Annotated in this window: 17 protein-coding genes; 9 read left to right on the forward strand and 8 right to left on the reverse strand. The window is 62.1% G+C overall.

Annotation, left to right across the window (positions count from 1 at the left end):
- Positions 1 to 19: 19 nt before the first annotated feature.
- The 4 genes from cysW to ACTG2T_RS06660 all read right to left on the reverse strand — a co-directional run bounded on the left by cysW (position 20) and on the right by ACTG2T_RS06660 (position 3,651).
- On the reverse strand, positions 20 to 910 hold the full coding sequence (cysW, locus tag ACTG2T_RS06645) for a sulfate ABC transporter permease subunit CysW (RefSeq protein WP_184236104.1): 891 nt from the start codon (positions 908 to 910) through the stop codon (positions 20 to 22).
- Positions 907 to 1,746 carry a sulfate ABC transporter permease subunit CysT gene (gene cysT, locus ACTG2T_RS06650; RefSeq protein WP_040067348.1) on the reverse strand — a complete coding sequence of 280 codons (840 nt, stop codon included), beginning with the start codon at positions 1,744 to 1,746 and terminating at the stop codon, positions 907 to 909. The genes cysW and cysT overlap by 4 nt, the downstream gene beginning before the upstream one ends.
- 271 nt (positions 1,747 to 2,017) lie before the next feature.
- Positions 2,018 to 2,593: an RBBP9/YdeN family alpha/beta hydrolase gene (locus ACTG2T_RS06655; RefSeq protein ID WP_088870220.1), complete on the reverse strand. Its 576-nt coding sequence runs from the start codon at positions 2,591 to 2,593 to the stop codon at positions 2,018 to 2,020.
- A gap of 56 nt (positions 2,594 to 2,649) precedes the next feature.
- A complete protein-coding gene (locus tag ACTG2T_RS06660) occupies positions 2,650 to 3,651 on the reverse strand; it encodes a sulfate ABC transporter substrate-binding protein (RefSeq protein WP_108541086.1) in 1,002 nt (333 codons plus the stop codon).
- A gap of 217 nt (positions 3,652 to 3,868) precedes the next feature.
- Here ACTG2T_RS06660 and ACTG2T_RS06665 point away from each other — a divergent pair, with 217 nt between their 5' ends.
- The 4 genes from ACTG2T_RS06665 (at position 3,869) to ACTG2T_RS06680 (ending at position 6,519) form a co-directional block, all read left to right on the forward strand.
- On the forward strand, positions 3,869 to 5,131 hold the full coding sequence (locus ACTG2T_RS06665) for an MgtC/SapB family protein (RefSeq protein ID WP_330124926.1): 1,263 nt from the start codon (positions 3,869 to 3,871) through the stop codon (positions 5,129 to 5,131).
- A gap of 86 nt (positions 5,132 to 5,217) precedes the next feature.
- Positions 5,218 to 5,808, forward strand: a complete 591-nt coding sequence (locus tag ACTG2T_RS06670; RefSeq protein WP_069554486.1) for a sugar O-acetyltransferase — start codon at positions 5,218 to 5,220, stop codon at positions 5,806 to 5,808.
- Positions 5,805 to 6,143 (forward strand): DUF1294 domain-containing protein, encoded by a 339-nt coding sequence (locus ACTG2T_RS06675; protein WP_159157701.1) that lies wholly within the window; start codon positions 5,805 to 5,807, stop codon positions 6,141 to 6,143. Before ACTG2T_RS06670 ends, ACTG2T_RS06675 begins: the two co-directional genes overlap by 4 nt.
- A 163-nt stretch (positions 6,144 to 6,306) precedes the next feature.
- Positions 6,307 to 6,519 (forward strand): hypothetical protein, encoded by a 213-nt coding sequence (locus ACTG2T_RS06680; RefSeq protein WP_040067337.1) that lies wholly within the window; start codon positions 6,307 to 6,309, stop codon positions 6,517 to 6,519.
- Positions 6,520 to 6,587: 68 nt separating this feature from the next.
- Here the strand turns inward: ACTG2T_RS06680 and yrfG are convergent, their stop codons facing one another.
- Positions 6,588 to 7,268, reverse strand: a complete 681-nt coding sequence (gene yrfG, locus ACTG2T_RS06685; protein WP_159157702.1) for a GMP/IMP nucleotidase — start codon at positions 7,266 to 7,268, stop codon at positions 6,588 to 6,590.
- 143 nt (positions 7,269 to 7,411) lie between these two features.
- Between yrfG and nudE the strand changes: the two genes are divergently transcribed.
- From nudE to ACTG2T_RS06700, 3 genes are all read left to right on the forward strand, one after another.
- Positions 7,412 to 8,020 carry an ADP compounds hydrolase NudE gene (nudE, locus tag ACTG2T_RS06690; RefSeq protein ID WP_330124927.1) on the forward strand — a complete coding sequence of 203 codons (609 nt, stop codon included), beginning with the start codon at positions 7,412 to 7,414 and terminating at the stop codon, positions 8,018 to 8,020.
- 37 nt (positions 8,021 to 8,057) lie between these two features.
- Positions 8,058 to 8,870 carry a 3'(2'),5'-bisphosphate nucleotidase CysQ gene (cysQ, locus tag ACTG2T_RS06695; RefSeq protein ID WP_005357849.1) on the forward strand — a complete coding sequence of 271 codons (813 nt, stop codon included), beginning with the start codon at positions 8,058 to 8,060 and terminating at the stop codon, positions 8,868 to 8,870.
- Between the two features lie 437 nt (positions 8,871 to 9,307).
- Positions 9,308 to 10,579 carry an aromatic amino acid transport family protein gene (locus ACTG2T_RS06700; RefSeq protein WP_103252478.1) on the forward strand — a complete coding sequence of 424 codons (1,272 nt, stop codon included), beginning with the start codon at positions 9,308 to 9,310 and terminating at the stop codon, positions 10,577 to 10,579.
- Between the two features lie 71 nt (positions 10,580 to 10,650).
- On the opposite strand, the gene ACTG2T_RS06705 is transcribed toward ACTG2T_RS06700, so the two are convergent.
- From ACTG2T_RS06705 to metJ, 3 genes are all read right to left on the reverse strand, one after another.
- Positions 10,651 to 10,989, reverse strand: a complete 339-nt coding sequence (locus ACTG2T_RS06705) for a tRNA-binding protein (RefSeq protein ID WP_139494963.1) — start codon at positions 10,987 to 10,989, stop codon at positions 10,651 to 10,653.
- A 72-nt stretch (positions 10,990 to 11,061) separates the two neighbouring features.
- Positions 11,062 to 11,796 carry an AraC family transcriptional regulator gene (locus tag ACTG2T_RS06710; RefSeq protein WP_330124928.1) on the reverse strand — a complete coding sequence of 245 codons (735 nt, stop codon included), beginning with the start codon at positions 11,794 to 11,796 and terminating at the stop codon, positions 11,062 to 11,064.
- A gap of 41 nt (positions 11,797 to 11,837) precedes the next feature.
- Positions 11,838 to 12,161, reverse strand: a complete 324-nt coding sequence (metJ, locus tag ACTG2T_RS06715; protein WP_005340251.1) for a met regulon transcriptional regulator MetJ — start codon at positions 12,159 to 12,161, stop codon at positions 11,838 to 11,840.
- A 205-nt stretch (positions 12,162 to 12,366) separates the two neighbouring features.
- Between metJ and metB the strand changes: the two genes are divergently transcribed.
- On the forward strand, positions 12,367 to 13,539 hold the full coding sequence (gene metB / locus ACTG2T_RS06720; protein WP_330124929.1) for a cystathionine gamma-synthase: 1,173 nt from the start codon (positions 12,367 to 12,369) through the stop codon (positions 13,537 to 13,539).
- A complete protein-coding gene (locus ACTG2T_RS06725) occupies positions 13,539 to 15,995 on the forward strand; it encodes a bifunctional aspartate kinase/homoserine dehydrogenase II (RefSeq protein ID WP_330124930.1) in 2,457 nt (818 codons plus the stop codon). The genes metB and ACTG2T_RS06725 overlap by 1 nt, the downstream gene beginning before the upstream one ends.
- Positions 15,996 to 16,002 lie beyond the last annotated feature (7 nt).

A 16,002-nucleotide genomic window follows, 5' to 3' on the forward strand; every position in this document is an offset into this window, starting at 1 on the left:
GCCTCTTTAAAACGGTGACTCAGTGAGATTTGGTGGGCTGGGCACGCAGCCGGGCCAACAGGGTTTCCCCCAGCAAGGTAAAGATCCCGAACAGAGCCAAGAGGCTTGCCACTGCAAAGGCGGCGCCGGTCTGGTACTCGTTGTAGAGGATCTCGATATGCAGCGGCAGGGTATTGGTCTGGCCGCGAATATGGCCGGAGACCACCGACACCGCGCCAAACTCCCCGACCGCGCGGGCGGTACAGAGCAGCAGGCCGTACATCAGGCTCCAGCGAATGCCGGGCAGGGTGACGCGCCAGAACATCTGCAGACCGCTCGCCCCCAGCATGATGGCCGCCTCTTCCTCTTCCGGGCCACGCGCCTCCATCTGGGGCAGCAGCTCGCGCACCACGAAGGGCACGGTAATGAAGGTGGTGGCCAGGATGATCCCCGGGGTGGCGAAAATGATCTTGATGTCGTGCTCGCTCAGCCAGTCACCAAACCAGCCGCGGCTGCCGAACATCAATACCAGCATCAGACCGGCGATCACCGGCGATACCGAGAAGGGCAGATCGATGATAGTGATGAGCAGCTGCCGACCGGGGAAGCGGAAGCGGGCGATGGCCCAGGCCGCCGCGATCCCGAACAGCAGATTGAGGGGAACGGCGCAGAGGGTCACCAGTGCGGTCAGACCGAGGGCGCTCAGGGCATCCGGCTCGCTGATGGCGTGCCAGAAAAAAGCCAGCCCCGGCGTCAACGCCTGAATAAAGACGGTGGCCAACGGCAGCAGCAACAGGGCGGCAAACCAGCCCAAACCGACCGTGATGAGCAGCCACTTGACCCACTGGGGTTCACGGATCACGACCGGCGCCTTGCGAGCGGGGGTCACCTCCACAGAGGCCGCCTCAATAGCGATAGCAGATGAACTCATATCCGGCTCCCTCCGATGCGAGACCAGCTCCAGGCCTGCAACTTGTTGATTAGCAGTAACAAAATGAACGAAATCAGCAGCATCACCACGGCGATGGCGGAGGCTCCGGCGTAGTCATACTCCTCCAGATGGCTCATGATCATCAGCGGCGCGATTTCCGAGACCATCGGCAGGTTGCCAGCGATAAAGATGACCGAACCGTACTCCCCCACCCCGCGGGCAAACGCCAGCGCAAAGCCGGTGAGCAGGGCAGGCACCAGGGTCGGCCAGAGCACCCGCAGAAAGGTCTGCCAGCGATCGGCGCCGAGGCTGGCGGCCGCCTCCTCCTGTTCAGTTTCAGCCTCCCGCAGCACCGGCTGCAGGGTACGCACCACAAACGGCAATCCGATAAAGGTGAGTGCGATGACCACCCCGATAGGGTTGTAGGCGAGCTGGATGCCGAGCGGCGCCAGCAACTGGCCGATCCAGCCGTTGGGGGCGAAGATGGCGCACAGGGCGATGCCGGAAACGGCGGTCGGCATGGCGAATGGCAGGTCGATCAGCGCATCCACCAGACGACGACCGGGGAAGGTGTAGCGCACCAGGATCCAGGCCAGGATCAGGCCAAACAGGCTGTTGAGCAGCGCCGCGACAAAGGCCGCACCGAAGCTCAGGCGAAAAGAGGCGAGCACCCGGGGTGAACCGATCACCTGCCAGAACTCGGCGGCGGTCAGGTTGTTGATCGCAAACAGTACCAGGGCCGAGAGCGGCAACAGCACCAGCAGGCCCAGATAGAGCAGGCTGAACCCCAAGGTGGGGCCAAAACCGGGCAGGACAGAATAAGAACCAAATCGCATAACACATCCATCTGTTATGAAGAATTTTCGATATGGTGATTCTGCGCACTCCCCTCATCGGCAACAAACATCAATTGCGACTTTGCTAATCACTTTTTTGTCTAACCGCAGAGTCACAAGGCTCTTGGCGCACTCCAAATAAAAAAAGGTCTTTTATATAAATAAAAGACCTAAGAAATGGAGCAATACGGAGCGGAGCATTCAAAGAACGGGGGCATGGAGTAGCCAGCGAACAGCGCGCTCGCCAACCCTCCAACCACTTCACAGATACCTAGCGAAAGCCCAGTACGACCGGCCGGGGCGATGCGGTCTTGACCGGTGCCACCACCAGCTCACCACGGCGATAGAGAGCCCCCAGCAAATGCAGCCCTTGATGCCAGTCCCCATGACCGGACTGGGCATTGATATGGCCCGCCTCACCGGCATCGAACAGCGGCACCTGCCACTGACGGCTCCAGTATTCGGCCCGTTCAAAGCTCATCCAGGGATCATTGCGGCTGGCCACCAGCTGGGCCGACACCTGAAGCGGCCCGGCCAAGGCCTCATCCACAATGCCAAAACGGGCAGGATCGGCGGGAGCTACCAGAAAGATCGAGGCCACCTTCTCCGGCTGCAAGCGGGCCGCCGCGATGGCGGTCAGGGCGCCGAAGGAGTGAGCCACCAGATGGACCCGGCTGCGGCGACGTTTCAGCTTGCTCGCCAGCTTGGCACTCCAGACCCTGAGGTCCGGCTTGTCCCACGGTAGCCCGGTCATCCGCTGCCATTGGGGAAAATGATCGTGCCAGCGGCTCTGCCAGTGATCCGGCCCACTGTTGTGCAGACCGGGAACCAGGAGGATCTTGTTCATCTTGGTGCTCCTATCGGCTGGCACAGGGGCCAGTTCAGTGATGGATAACGAAGCTATCAACGACCCGGCTGATAGATCTGGTCAAACAGACCGCCCTGGGCGAAGTGTTTCTTCTGGGCTTTCTCCCAATCCCCTTCCAGATCCTTGACGGTAAAGAAGGCAAGCTGCGGGAACTGGGCTGCCGTCTCCTTCAGGATCGCCGGGTTGCTGGGGCGATAGTGATGTTTGGCGACGATATGCTGCCCCTCGTCAGAGTAGAGATAATCGAGATATGCCTTGGCCACCGCTTCGGTACCGTGCTTCCTGGCCACCTTGTCCACCACCGCGACCGGCGGCTCCGCCAGAATGGAGACCGAAGGCACCACCAGCTCGAACTTGTCGCTGGCACCCGCCTGACCAAGCACCAGCAGGGCTTCGTTCTCCCACGCCAGCAGCACGTCACCGAGACCGCGCTCGGTAAAGCTGGTGGTGGCACCGCGGGCGCCTGAGTCCAGCACCTTCACGTTCTTGAATAGATCGCCGACAAACTGCTTGGCCCCCTCTTCACTGCCGCTCTTCTTCAGGGCATAGCCCCAGGCGGCCAGATAGTTCCAGCGTGCCCCGCCGGAGGTCTTGGGATTGGGAGTCACGATGGCGACATCCTTGCGCACCAGATCATCCCAATCCTTGATCTGCTTGGGATTGCCCTTGCGCACCAGGAAGACGATGGTGGATGTATAGGGCGAGGCGTTGTTGCCGAGGCGACTCTGCCAGTCGGCAGCGGTCAGCCCCGCCTTGGCGATGGCGTTGACATCGTAGGCCAGCGCCAGCGATACCACGTCGGCCTCCAGTCCATCCACCACAGCGCGGGCCTGCTTGCCGGAGCCACCGTGAGACTGGCTCACCACCACGTCGTCACCGGTTTTTGCCTTCCACTCCTTGGCAAACGCGGCGTTGTACTCCTGAAACAGCTCGCGGGTCGGATCGTAAGAGACGTTGAGCAGGCGGATCTCGGCGGCATTGGCCTGACCAAATGCCAGCAGAGAGAGCAGGGTCAGGGCGGTCATTCGCAGTTTCATGGTGATTCTCCATATCTTGTTGGGTTGAGAACAGCATGCCGTGGAGTTGTTATGCCCAGAAGAAAGAAATAACTCTTTGCTTATCTCTTTTGCTCATATCAACTCAGCCACCCACACCGGGAGCCGAACGCAGACTCTGTGAGCCATGCCCCTCTGGCCCCTTGCTCGCTGTGCCATCATGGGAACAAGGCAGGCTGATGACGAAAAGGAAGTCGTTATGTGGATCAATGCAGAACCGGTCAACGGTGCCCTGGTCTCGCTGGCCATCGGCCTTATCATCGGGCTGGAGCGGGGCTGGCAGGTGCGCCAGCTGGGGGATAACCAGCGCATCGCCGGGATGCGGACCTACGGCCTCATCGGCCTGCTTGGCGGGGTGTGCGGTTTGCTGCTGCCCACCCTGGGCCCCTGGCTGCCGCTGCTCGGCCTGCTGGCGGTGGTGATCGGCTGCGGCCTCTCGGTCTGGCTGGCCCAGCGCTGGCAAGGGGAGTTCGGTCTCACCAGCTCGGTAGCTATGCTGCTCACCTATTTGCTGGGGCTGATGTCGGTACTGCTGAGCCCGAGCGAGGCGGTCGCCTGCGCCGTGCTGGCCGCCCTGTTGATGGGCTTGAAGGGACAGATCCAGCAGGGGATGCTGTTTCTCAGCGAAACCGAATTCCACGCCACCCTGCGCTTTCTGCTTATCTCGCTGGTGCTGCTGCCGGTGCTGCCCAACGAGGAGATGGGGCCCCTCGATGCCTTCAACCCCTTCAAGATCTGGCTGATGGTGGTGGTGATCGCCGGCATCTCGTTTTGTGGCCACTTCGCGGTACGCCTGCTCGGCACCCGCGCCGGGCTGGTGCTCACCAGCATACTGGCGGGACTGGCCTCCTCCACCGCCCTCACCCTGCAGTTCGCTCGCCTCAACAAGGAGCAGGGGGGGCTGGAGCGACTACTGGCTACCGGCATCCTGCTGGCAGGGGCCACCATGTGGCTGCGGCTGCTGGTGCTGGTGCTGCTCATTCACAGCGAGCTGGCGATGCGCCTCATCGCCCCCCTGTTGCTGCTGGCCACCACAGTCTACGGCTTTGCCTTCTGGTTCTGGCGTCAGCGCGAGGAGCTGACTGACGGCCCGGTGCAGCCGGAAACCAGCAACCCGCTCGATCTGGCCACCGCCATCAAGTTCGGCCTGCTGCTGGCACTGATCGGCTTTATGGCCACCCTGTTGCAGAGCAAGGTGGGCAACTCCGGGGTCTATCTGCTGGCGCTGGTGTCGGGGATCACCGACGTGGACGCCATCACCTTGTCGCTCTCCCAACTTTCCCATAAAGAGCTGGCGCTGGAGGTGGCGGCCCGCGGCATCCTGCTCGCCGGTTTGATCAACTCGCTGGTGAAGGGGCTGCTGGCCCTCGGTATCGGCGGTCGCAGTCTGGGGCTGCGGGTGCTGCTCCCCTACTTCATCTCGGCCCTGCTGATCCTGCCCCTCGTCTGGCCCGCAGGTTGACGGGGATCACCTGCAACAAGTGACAGACTGACGGCGCCCCTGACAGTCACGTATACTGCCTGCTCTTGCAGCATGAGGAGGTAGCAATGGCGAGCGACTGGGACAAGGTACTGGCAGGCGGGGCACTGGATAGCCAGAGCGAGGAGATAGCCAACGACCGGATCCGCGGTCAGGCGCTGCTGGCCCGGCTCAATGGTTCATCGGCGGGCGATGCCCCTCTGCGCCAGCAGATCTGCCGCGAGCTCTTTGGCCACTGCCCCGACTCCTGCTGGATCAGCACGCCGTTTACCTGCGAATTCGGCCGCAACATTCATATCGGCGAGAAGACCTTCTTCAACTTCAACGTCACCATTCTCGACGTGGGCGAAGTGCACATCGGCAGCCATGTGCTGCTGGCCCCCAACGTGCAGATCTACACCGCCACCCACACCATGAACTATCTGGAGCGACGCAACTGGACCGCCTACAACAAGCCGGTGCGGATCGGTGACGACTGCTGGATTGGTGGCGGCGCCATCATCTGCCCCGGCGTCACCATAGGGCCGCGCTCCATCATAGGTGCCGGCGCCGTGGTGACCCGCGACATCCCGGCCGACTCGGTGGCAGTGGGCAATCCGGCCAAGGTGATCCGCACCCTCAAGCAGGACGAGGAGCGCTGCTGGGAGCTGGCCCAATGATGGCGCTGGCGCTGCTGCCACTGGGCGCCGCCCTCTGGCTCGGCCTCGGCGAACAGCAGTGGTGGCCCCTGGCCGTGTTGCTCTCCATGAGCCTGCTCACGGTAGCCGCCTACGCCTGGGACAAGCGGCAGGCGGTACGGGGTGAGTGGCGCATTCCCGAATCGAGGCTCCATCTGCTGGAGCTGTGCGGCGGCTGGCCGGGGGCGCTGGTGGCCCGCCAGTGGCTGCGCCACAAGACCCAGAAGCGCAGCTACCGGCTGGTCTTCTGGTTTATCGTGCTGCTGCACCTCACCCTGTGGGCCCTCTGGCTTGGCCGCCCCCTCTGGCAACAATAGCCACCCGAGTAACAAAATTGTGGCTTGACCGCCCGCTCTGGCAGCAATAGCCAACTGCATCACAAAGACGAAACGGGCCCCATTGCGGCCAATTGGCGGCTATGAGAAAACAGAACGGATCCATCAGCGTTTTCGCCGTTTATAGACGACAAGGAGTCGTGACATGACCATGTGGACAGGCATAGTCCTGATCGTATTTATCAGCCTATTGTTCGGATATCTCGGCAAGCGGGCCCGCTATCAGATGGGGGATGCCCGCATCACCGACCGCCTCGGCAAGCAGGATATGATCATCAGAGAATTGCAGGAGAGGATCGCCAATCTGGAGGCGATCGTCATCGAAGAGGAGAAACGGCGCCCGTTTCGGGAGCTGTGATTTTTTCACCGCAAGGTTTCAGATACAGAGAGGGCTGCACGATGCAGCCCTCTCTTGTTTCAGCAGGCTCAGATTGCCAGCGGCAGCAACTCGGCATAGTCGCGGATCGCCGGAAAAGCGGTAATGCTCTGCTCCGGCTTGCAGCTGTCCGGATTCTGGATCGCCAGCTGGTAGCCGATACCGTAGTCGGCAGCAGCCTGCAGGATCCGCTCGCTGTCATCCACAAACAGAGTACGGGCCGGATCGAACGCCAGCCGCTCGGCCAGCGCCTGCCAGCAGTGCTGGCTCTCCTTCGACCAGCCCAGCTCGTGGGTACTCACCATCAAATCCAGATGGTCGCGGAGCCCCAACTGCGCATCCTTCACCGACAGGCTGGCGGGGTGGGCATTGGTGAAAAGCACCAGCTGCTTGCCCGCGGCGCGCAGCGCGGCCAGAAAGGGGATGGCGTGTGGACGCCACTGGATCTTCGCCAGCAGCTCCTGCTTGAGGGCACGAATATCGAGCCCCAGGGTCTCGCTCCAGTAATCCACGCAGTACCAGTTCAGGGTGCCGTTGACGGCGTGATAGTGGACATCGATCTGCGCTTTGGCTTCATCCAGTGGCAGCCCGAGCCGCTCGGCGTAACGCTCCGGCACCAGCTGCTGCCAGAGGTGGTTGTCAAAATGCAGATCGATCAGGGTGCCATCCATATCGAGCAAGACGGTATCTATCTGGTGCCATGGCAAGGTGGTGGAGCGGGAGTGTGGCATCGGGCCTCTTGATCGCGGATCTCGGAAAACGGGGCGGCAGTATAACGGATTTTTCCTCCCCCTTTCCCCTCCCTGCCCCGTGGTGTTCGGTGTGGGAGTCGTTTACTCTTGAAGCACGATTTTTTAACGAGCTGTCACCCCTGATGAGTGAGCACCACAAAAGCCCCCCCGAACAGATTTCGATCGACCAGCTGGAGCAGGAGAAGAGCAAACCGGAGATCCTCAAGGCCGAGATCGTGGCAGAGAGCCGGCTGTTCAGAGTGGAATCCCTCCACCTCAAATTCTCCAACGGCGAGGAGCGGGTCTACGAGCGGATGCGCGGCGGCAACCGGGGCGCCGTCATGGTGGTACCGCTGTTCGATGCCCACACCCTGCTGCTGGTGCGCGAATATGCCGCGGGCACCCACTCCTACGAGCTGGGCTTTCCCAAGGGGCTGATCGACCCGGGCGAAGATGCCTTCGAGGCTGGCAACCGGGAGCTGATGGAGGAGGCGGGCTTTGGCGCCAGCAGCCTCACCCTGCTCAAACAGGTGTCACTGGCGCCCGGTTACTTCTCCAGCCGGATGGACATTTTACTGGCCCGGGATCTCTTCCCCGAGCAGCGGATCGGCGATGAGCCTGAGCCCCTCGAGGTGATCCCCTGGCCCCTCAACCGGATCGACGAATTGCTGGCGCGACCCGACTTCACCGAGTCGCGCAGCATCAGTGCCCTGCTCCTGGCCCAGAAGTGGCTGGCGGAGCAGGCAGAGTAGCCCGCAGACGGGCAGTTAACAGACAGAGGATAACGAGATGCAGGAGTTGTTGGCCTGGGTGCCGGGGGTCAAGGAGATTGCCCGCGAAGCCGGAAGGATCCTTCACGACATCTATCACGGCGGTCAGTTCGAGCGTCAGCTGAAGGAGGATGCGACCCCGGTCACCAGTGCCGATCTTGCTGCCGATGCCTACCTCAAGCAGGCGCTCTCGGCGCTCACCCCCCATGTGCCGGTGCTGACCGAAGAGGCAGCCGACATCCCCTTCAGCCAGCGATCCAACTGGCGGCAGTACTGGCTGGTGGATCCCCTCGACGGCACAGGTGAGTTCATCGCCGGTAGCGGCGACTTCGCCACCCTGATCGCTCTGGTGCGGGACAATGTGCCGGTGCTCGGGGTCATCTATGCTCCCGAGTCCAACGTGCTCTACTGGGCGGTGCGCGGCTACGGCGCCTTCAAGGAGGTGAATGGCGAGGTACTGCCCATCAGCGCCATGCACCACGAGCATGACCAGCCCGACTCACTGGTGGTGGCCATCAGCCGCCGCCAGAAGCTGGAAAACCTCACCCGCCGCCTCAACCCGGCCATCAACTACGAGCTGATCCCGCTTGGTTCCAGCTCCCTCAAATCCTGTCTGGTGGCGGAAGGGGCGGCCGATTGCTACGTGCGACTCGGCCCCACCGGCGAGTGGGATACCGCCGCCGCCCAGTGCATCGTCGAGGCAGCCGGTGGCCGCATCCTCAGCCTGGCGTTGCAGCCGCTCAGTTACAACGAAACCGAGTCGCTGGAGAACCCTGACTTTATCGTGATGGGGGATCCGGATCTCGCCTGGGGCAACATTCTGGCCCACTAGACCGATAGCGATATCATCACACCAGACAAGCAGGCGGCCCGATGGCCGCCTGCTTTTTCAGGGAAGTTGCCCCAGGTGATGACCGGAGTGATCCGCTGGTCAAGGCACTCTTGAACAGCGTGATACGCTGGCAAAGCGGCAAAATGATAGTGAAACATCACAATCGGTCGGCGAGAAATGGTGCGATTTTTCACGTAATTCTGAAAACACCTGATTAGCCAAAATAAAAAAATGATAGTCGATCAGATTTTGGTTTTATATTTCACAAAAATCACCAATATCAGTTTTGTTCCATTATGTGAACCAGATTCCATTCCCAATCTCGCTGGCTAAACCCCGCAATGGCAGTGATATGTTTCAGTCTCGTTTTTTGAGAATTAAATCCCGATAAACCACAATGAACTCAGATTAAAACACTAACAAAAAGTGAATTAGTAATGAGTTTATCTGTAGAGGCTACCAAGGAGCTATCCGGTTCCTGCTCCACCACAGCCAGCACCACCCGCTGGCGCCGTCACGACACCCACTGGGTCATCAGCCTGTTTGGCACCGCCGTTGGGGCCGGCATCCTGTTCCTGCCTATCAATCTGGGTCTGGGCGGGATCTGGCCTCTCGTCATCGTCGCGGTACTGGCGGGCCCCATGACCTTCCTCGCCCACCGAGGGCTGGCGCGCTTCGTGCTTTCCTCTTCGCGCCCCCACGCCGACTTCACTGAAGTGGCGGAGGAGCACTTCGGCAAGATGGCCGGTCGCCTCATCTCGGCGCTCTATTTCCTCTCCATCTTCCCGATCCTGCTCATCTACGGGGTCGGGCTGACCAACACGGTAGAGAGCTTCATGGTCAACCAGCTCGGCATGGCGACCCCGGATCGGGTGATGCTCTCCGGCCTGCTGGTATTTGCCATGATCGCCGTGATGCTGGCGGGTGAGAAAGCGATGCTGCGTGCCTTCGCCTTTATGGTCTATCCGCTGGCGGCCATTCTGGCGGCCCTCTCCTGCTACCTGATACCTCAGTGGCAATGGCCGGAAGTGACCGCGTTTGAAGGGGTCAGCTTCCTCAACACCGTCTGGCTGGCGCTGCCGGTCACCGTGTTCGCCTTCAGCCACGCCGCCGCCATCTCCGGCTTTGCCAACGTGCAGCGCCGTGAATATGGCGAGCAGGCCGAAGCCAAGAGCGGCCTGATCCTGCGCAACACAACTGTGATGCTGGTAGGCTTCGTGCTGTTCTTCGTCTTCTCCTGCGTGCTGAGCCTCTCGCCAGCCCAGCTGGCAGAAGCCAAGGCCCAGAACGTCTCTGTGCTCTCCTATCTCGCCAACATCACCGACAACCCGGTGATCGTTACTCTGGGGCCGCTCATCGCCTTTATCGCCATCAGCTCCTCCTTCCTCGGCCACTTCCTCGGTGCCCGCGAAAGCCTCAAAAGCCTGATCGCCAAGCCCACCGGCCTGCCGCTGGCCAAGGCGGACAAAGTCGGCATCGCCCTGATGTTCTTCTCTATCTGGGGTGCCGCCGTCATCAACCCGGGCATTCTGGGGCTGATGGAAACCCTCTCCGGCCCGGTCATCGCCATGATCCTGTTCATCATGCCGGTGATTGCCATCTATAAGGTGGAGGCGCTGGCCCGCTTCCGTCACGGCTGGACCAACGGCTTTATCCTGCTGACCGGTTCGCTGGCGGTATCAGCGCTGATCTTCAGCCTGTTGAAGTAACGACTCGCAGCAGAAAACAAAAAGAGAGGCGACCCCGGGGTCGCCTCTCTTGTCTCTGTTCGGGTGTGAACTCAGCCCAGCCTGGCGCCGTTCTCCACCGCCCGCTCGGGAATGGCCATCACCACGGCGCCATCCTGCCGGTAGAATCCGGTTAGCAGAAACTCCGACTGAAACGGGCCGATCTGCTTGGTCGGGAAGTTGACTACGGCGATGATCTGGCGGCCCACCAGCTGCTCTGGCTGGTAGAGAGCGGTGATCTGGGCACTGCTCTTGCGAATCCCCAGTTCGGGGCCAAAATCCGCCCACACCTTGTAGGCCGGTTTGCGCGCCTCGGGGAACGGCTCGACCCGCACCAGGGTGCCCACCCGGAGCTCCACCATTTCGAAATCCTGCCAGCTAATCGTCTCCATTTCAGCTCCTGTTTATCGTGCACCTTGCATGACCCGCAGCATGGCCCAAAGAGAGCATCTCGTCTTCGGCGATCAGCCGTTTCGTTGCGGCAGGCGGCCGTTTTGCTGGCGCCAGAGGGAGGGCGTGAGCCCGGTCTCGGCCAGGAAGCGCTCGCCGAAGGCCCCCTGATTCTGGTAGCCGCAGCGGCTGGCAATCTCCCCAACGGGCAGTTGCGTACCGGCAAGCAGGGTGCGCGCCAGCGCCATGCGCCGACTGCGAATGTAGTGGGAGACGCTCACCCCCAACTGCTGGCGAAAGGCGAGCTTGAACTGGCTCTGGCCAAGGCAGGCGATGGCGGCGAGTTGCTGATTGGTCAGCGGGGCGGCGAGGTTGGCATCGATATGGCGTTGCACCTTGAGGATGCGGGCGGCAAGGCGTGGAATGGCTGCGCTCTGCATCCCCAGCCCTTCAGCCAGCAGGGAGAGCCACACCTGCTCCATGCCCGCCACCTGCCGCCCCTCGGCCACCATTCGGTGCAGAAAAGCGAGGTAGTGGCGCTGGGGCTCATCCAGCTCGATAAAGGGGCGGGCCGCCAAATCGCCGGGTAACCAGTCGCTCTCCTGCACCAGAAACGAAAGCGCGGGATCGGCAGCGTAGTCGTGCCGCTCGCCGGGGGCGATGACGCAGGCAGAACCGGGGGCAAGTCGACGCGCCCGGCCCTGCACCTCGATCTCGAGGGGGCCGTCGAGGGGGAGCACCAGTTGGGCAAAGTCGTGGCTATGACTGCAAACGTGGTGGTGATAGTGGCGCAGGCTGAAGCGGGACATGGCAGATAGCAATGACGCGGCCAGGACCGCGTCATCAGGGGTTATTCCTTGTCGAAATCTTCGATCTCTTTGCCCAGCGCTTCCATGATGGCGCGCGCTTCGGCCGGGACGCTGTCCGGTTGATCCTTGCGCAAGTCTTCGTCGCAAGGGAGCGGCTGGCCGGTGAAAGCGTGCAGGAAGGCTTCACAGAGCAGCTCGCTGTTGGTCGCATGACGCAGGTTGTTCACCTGACGGCGGGTGCGCTCATCAGTCAACACTTTCAACACCTTGAGCGGGATCGAGACGGTAATCTTCTTGACCTGTTCGCTCTTCTTACCGTGTTCCGCGTAGGGGCTGACGTAGTCGCCGTTCCACTCTGTTCCCATGACTCACCTGTTCTCATTTAGCCGTGAGCGCGGATTTTAACCCTTAAGGAAATTAATGGCAATCCAACAGCAAAGCCATTTAGACGTCTGGAAGTGTTGACGGCTTTTTTAAGCTGGCGTAGTGTGGTTGTCCATGAGCCCGCAATGGCGGGATGGCGCGTGGCAGCAAGATGCCGGCGTGTGAAGAGACATCAAGGAGAGTGATATGACCCACAAGGCCACCCTGGCGGTTCGCACCGGGATTGAGACAGACACACAGCACGGTGCCGTGGTGCCCCCCATCTACCTCTCCAGCAACTACACCTTTGCCGACTTTGGCGAGCCCCGTCAATACGATTATGCCCGCTCCGGCAATCCGACCCGCACCAATCTGGCGGACGCGCTGGCGGCGCTGGAAGGGGGCGCTGGCGCCGTGGTCACCGGCACTGGCATGGGCGCCGTCCATCTGGTCACCACCGCCCTGCTCAAGGCGGGAGATCTGCTGATCGCCCCCCACGACTGCTACGGTGGCACCTGGCGCCTGTTCGAGTATCTGGCGGCCAAGGGCCACTACCGGGTGCAGTTTGTCGATCAGGGGGATGAGGCCGCACTGGCCGCCGCACTGGCGCAAAAACCGGCACTGGTATGGGTCGAGACCCCCTCCAACCCGCTGCTGCGAGTGGTAGATATCAGTGCCATCGCCAGCGCCGCCCATGAGGCAGGTGCACAGGTAGTGGTGGACAACACCTTCCTCTCCCCCCTGCTGCAACAGCCGCTGGCCCTCGGTGCCGATGTGGTGGTGCACTCCACCACCAAGTACATCAACGGTCACTCAGACGTGGTGGGCGGGGTGGCGATTGCCAAGGAGGCCGCACTGGCCGAGTCGCTGGTGTGGTGGGCCAACTGTCTGGGGCTCACCTCCGGGGCGTTCGACTCCTACCTCACCCTGCGCGGTCTGCGTACTCTGGCCCCCAGATTGCGCACCCATCAGGAGAACACCGATCGCATCCTCGCCTTCCTGCAACAGCAGCCGCTGGTGAAACGCATCTATCACCCCAGCCTGCCGAGCCATCCGGGCCACGATATTGCGCGCCGTCAACAGTCCGGCTTCGGCGCCATGCTAAGTTTTGAACTCGATTGCAGCGAAGCGGGCATTCGTGCCTTCCTCGCGGCCCTCACCCTCTTCTCGGTGGCCGAGTCCCTCGGCGGGGTGGAGAGTCTGGTGGCCCATCCGGCCAGCATGACCCACAGGGCCATGACCCCGGCTGCGCAGCAGGCAGCAGGCATCAGCGCCCAGCTGCTGCGGCTATCGGTCGGTATTGAACACGGTGAAGACCTGGTGGCCGATCTGGCTCAGGCTTTTGAACAGGCGCAGCAGGCAGAACAGGTAGCGAAGTAATGGAACAGCAGCAACAAGGAGAGATCGCGGTGGCAGCAGAAGCAGGATTGAAGCGACGTCACGTCCACAAATTTGGTGGCAGCAGTCTGGCGGATCCGGTCTGTTATCGCCGGGTCGCCAGTATCGTTGAACAACAGGTGGGCGGGGATGAACTGATCGTGGTCTCCGCCGCCGGCAAGACCACCAACCGGCTGATCCAGCTGGTGGAGCTGGCCGAAGCGGGGGACGAAGCCGCCGGTGAAGCCATCTCTGCCCTGCAGGCCTATCAGCAGAGTCTGATCGACGGCTTGCTGGAGGGTGAACTGCAGCTCGATCTGAGCAAGCAGCTGGCCGACGACATGCAACTGATCGCCAAAACGCTGGAGGGACAGTTTGATCGCTTCGCCCGAAACGGCCTGCTCGCTTTTGGCGAAGTGTGGTCGGCGCGCCTGCTGGCGGCCCTGCTCACCAGCCGCGGCGACAAGGCTATCTGGCTCGATGCCCGCAGTTTCCTGCGCGCCGAGGATGGCGCTCTGGTCAAGGTGGATACCGCCCTCTCCAGCGAACTGCTCAAGGCGCGACTGGCGGAGCATGCCGGTCGCATCGTGGTAACCGGCTTTATCGCCGCCGACATGGAGGGGCGCTCCCTGCTGCTCGGTCGCAATGGATCCGACTACAGCGCCAGCCTGTTGGCCCTGCTGGCGGACGGCGAATCCACCACCATCTGGAGCGACGTGGCCGGTGTCTACAGCGCCGACCCGCGCCGGGTGAAGGAGGCTCGCCTGCTGGAGCGCCTGAGCCTAGCCGAAGCCAACGAGCTGGCCCGCCTCGGCTCCTCGGTGCTGCACTCGCGCACCCTGCAACCTGTGGCCGACAGTCGTCAGCGCCTCACCCTGCGCTGCAGCTACAACCCGGACGAAGGCTGCACCCACATCCTGCGCCGCGCCCCCCGCTCCGGCGGTGCCCGCATCGTCTCCTCGGTGGATCAGATCGCTCTCATCGAGCTGAAGGTGCTGCCACAGACCAACTATGAGCAGACGGTGGCTACCATCGAGGCCCATCTGGCCCGTCACCGCCTCAACCCGCTCACCCTGCAGCGCCAGCCGGATCGCCGGATCCTGCGCCTCGCTTACACCCTCGAGGTGGCACAGGGAGCGTTCGAGCTGCTGCGGGACTTCCAGCTGCAAGGGAGCTTCACCGGCCTCATTCAGAAAGAGGGGTACAGTCTGGTGGCGCTGGTAGGGGCAGGGGTCACCGACAACGCGGAGCAGTGTCACCGCTTCTATCAGCTGCTGGCAGATCAACCGCTGGAGTTCGTACAGGTGGCCCGAGATGGCCTGAGTCTGGTGGCGGTGCTGCGCCAAGTGGTGCTGGAACCGCTGCTCATCGCCCTGCACAGCGCCCTGTTCAGCCGCCCGACCCGGGTCGGACTGGTGGTGTTCGGCAAGGGCAATATCGGGGGCCACTGGCTGAGCCTCTATGCCCGCGAAAAGGCGCGACTCGAGCATGAACTCAATCTGGCACTCACCCTCTACGGGGTGTTCAGCTCGGAAGGGGGCCTGCTGGATGAAGAGGGGCTCAATCCCCTCAAGGTACAGGACAACTTCAACCCCAAACCGCTGATCTGGCCGGAGTTGCTCTCCCAGCTTGAACAGCACAGCTTCGATGCGCTGATTGCGCTGGACATGACCGCCAGCGAAACGGTGAGCCGCTACTATCCGGATTTTGCCCAGCTCGGCATTCACATCATCGCCGCCAACAAGTTTGCCGGTGCCGCCGACAGTGAGTTCTACCAGCGCATCAAGCAGACCTGCCGCGACCATCAGGTGCAGTGGCGCTACAACGCCACCGTGGGTGCCGGGCTGCCAATCCAGTCCAGCATCCAGATGCTGCGCCAGAGCGGCGACCGTATTCAGGGGGTCTCCGGCATCTTCTCCGGCACCCTCTCCTGGCTGTTCCAACAGTATGACGGCACCCGCCCCTTCTCCGAGCTGGTGGACGAGGCGTGGCAGCACGGCCTGACCGAGCCGGATCCCCGCGAGGATCTCTCCGGTCAGGATGTGCGTCGCAAGCTGCTTATTCTGGCGCGGGAGGCGGGCTTCGAGCTCGACTCCGCCGATATCGAGCTGGAGAATCTGGTGCCCGTTACGCTGCGCAAGGTGACCGCCGATCAGTTCATGGACAGACTGAAAGAGCTGGATTGCCCGATCCAGACCGCCTTCGAAGGGGCCAAGCGCCTCGGCAAGGTACTGCGCTACGTGGCCCGCTTCGAGCATGACGGCAAGGCGCGGGTCGGACTGGAGGCGCTGGAGCCCCACCACCCGTTTGCCAACCTCTTGCCGTGCGACAATATCTTCGCCATCGAGAGCGACAGCTATCGCACCAACCCGCTGGTGATCCAGGGGCCGGGGGCGGGTCGGGAAGTGACCGCCGCCGCTATCCAGTACGATCTGTGGCAGATCTGCGCCAGCCTCTAAGGTGATA

It is taken from the genome of Aeromonas sp. 75A, assembly GCF_051919425.1.
Taxonomy (GTDB): domain Bacteria; phylum Pseudomonadota; class Gammaproteobacteria; order Enterobacterales; family Aeromonadaceae; genus Aeromonas; species Aeromonas veronii.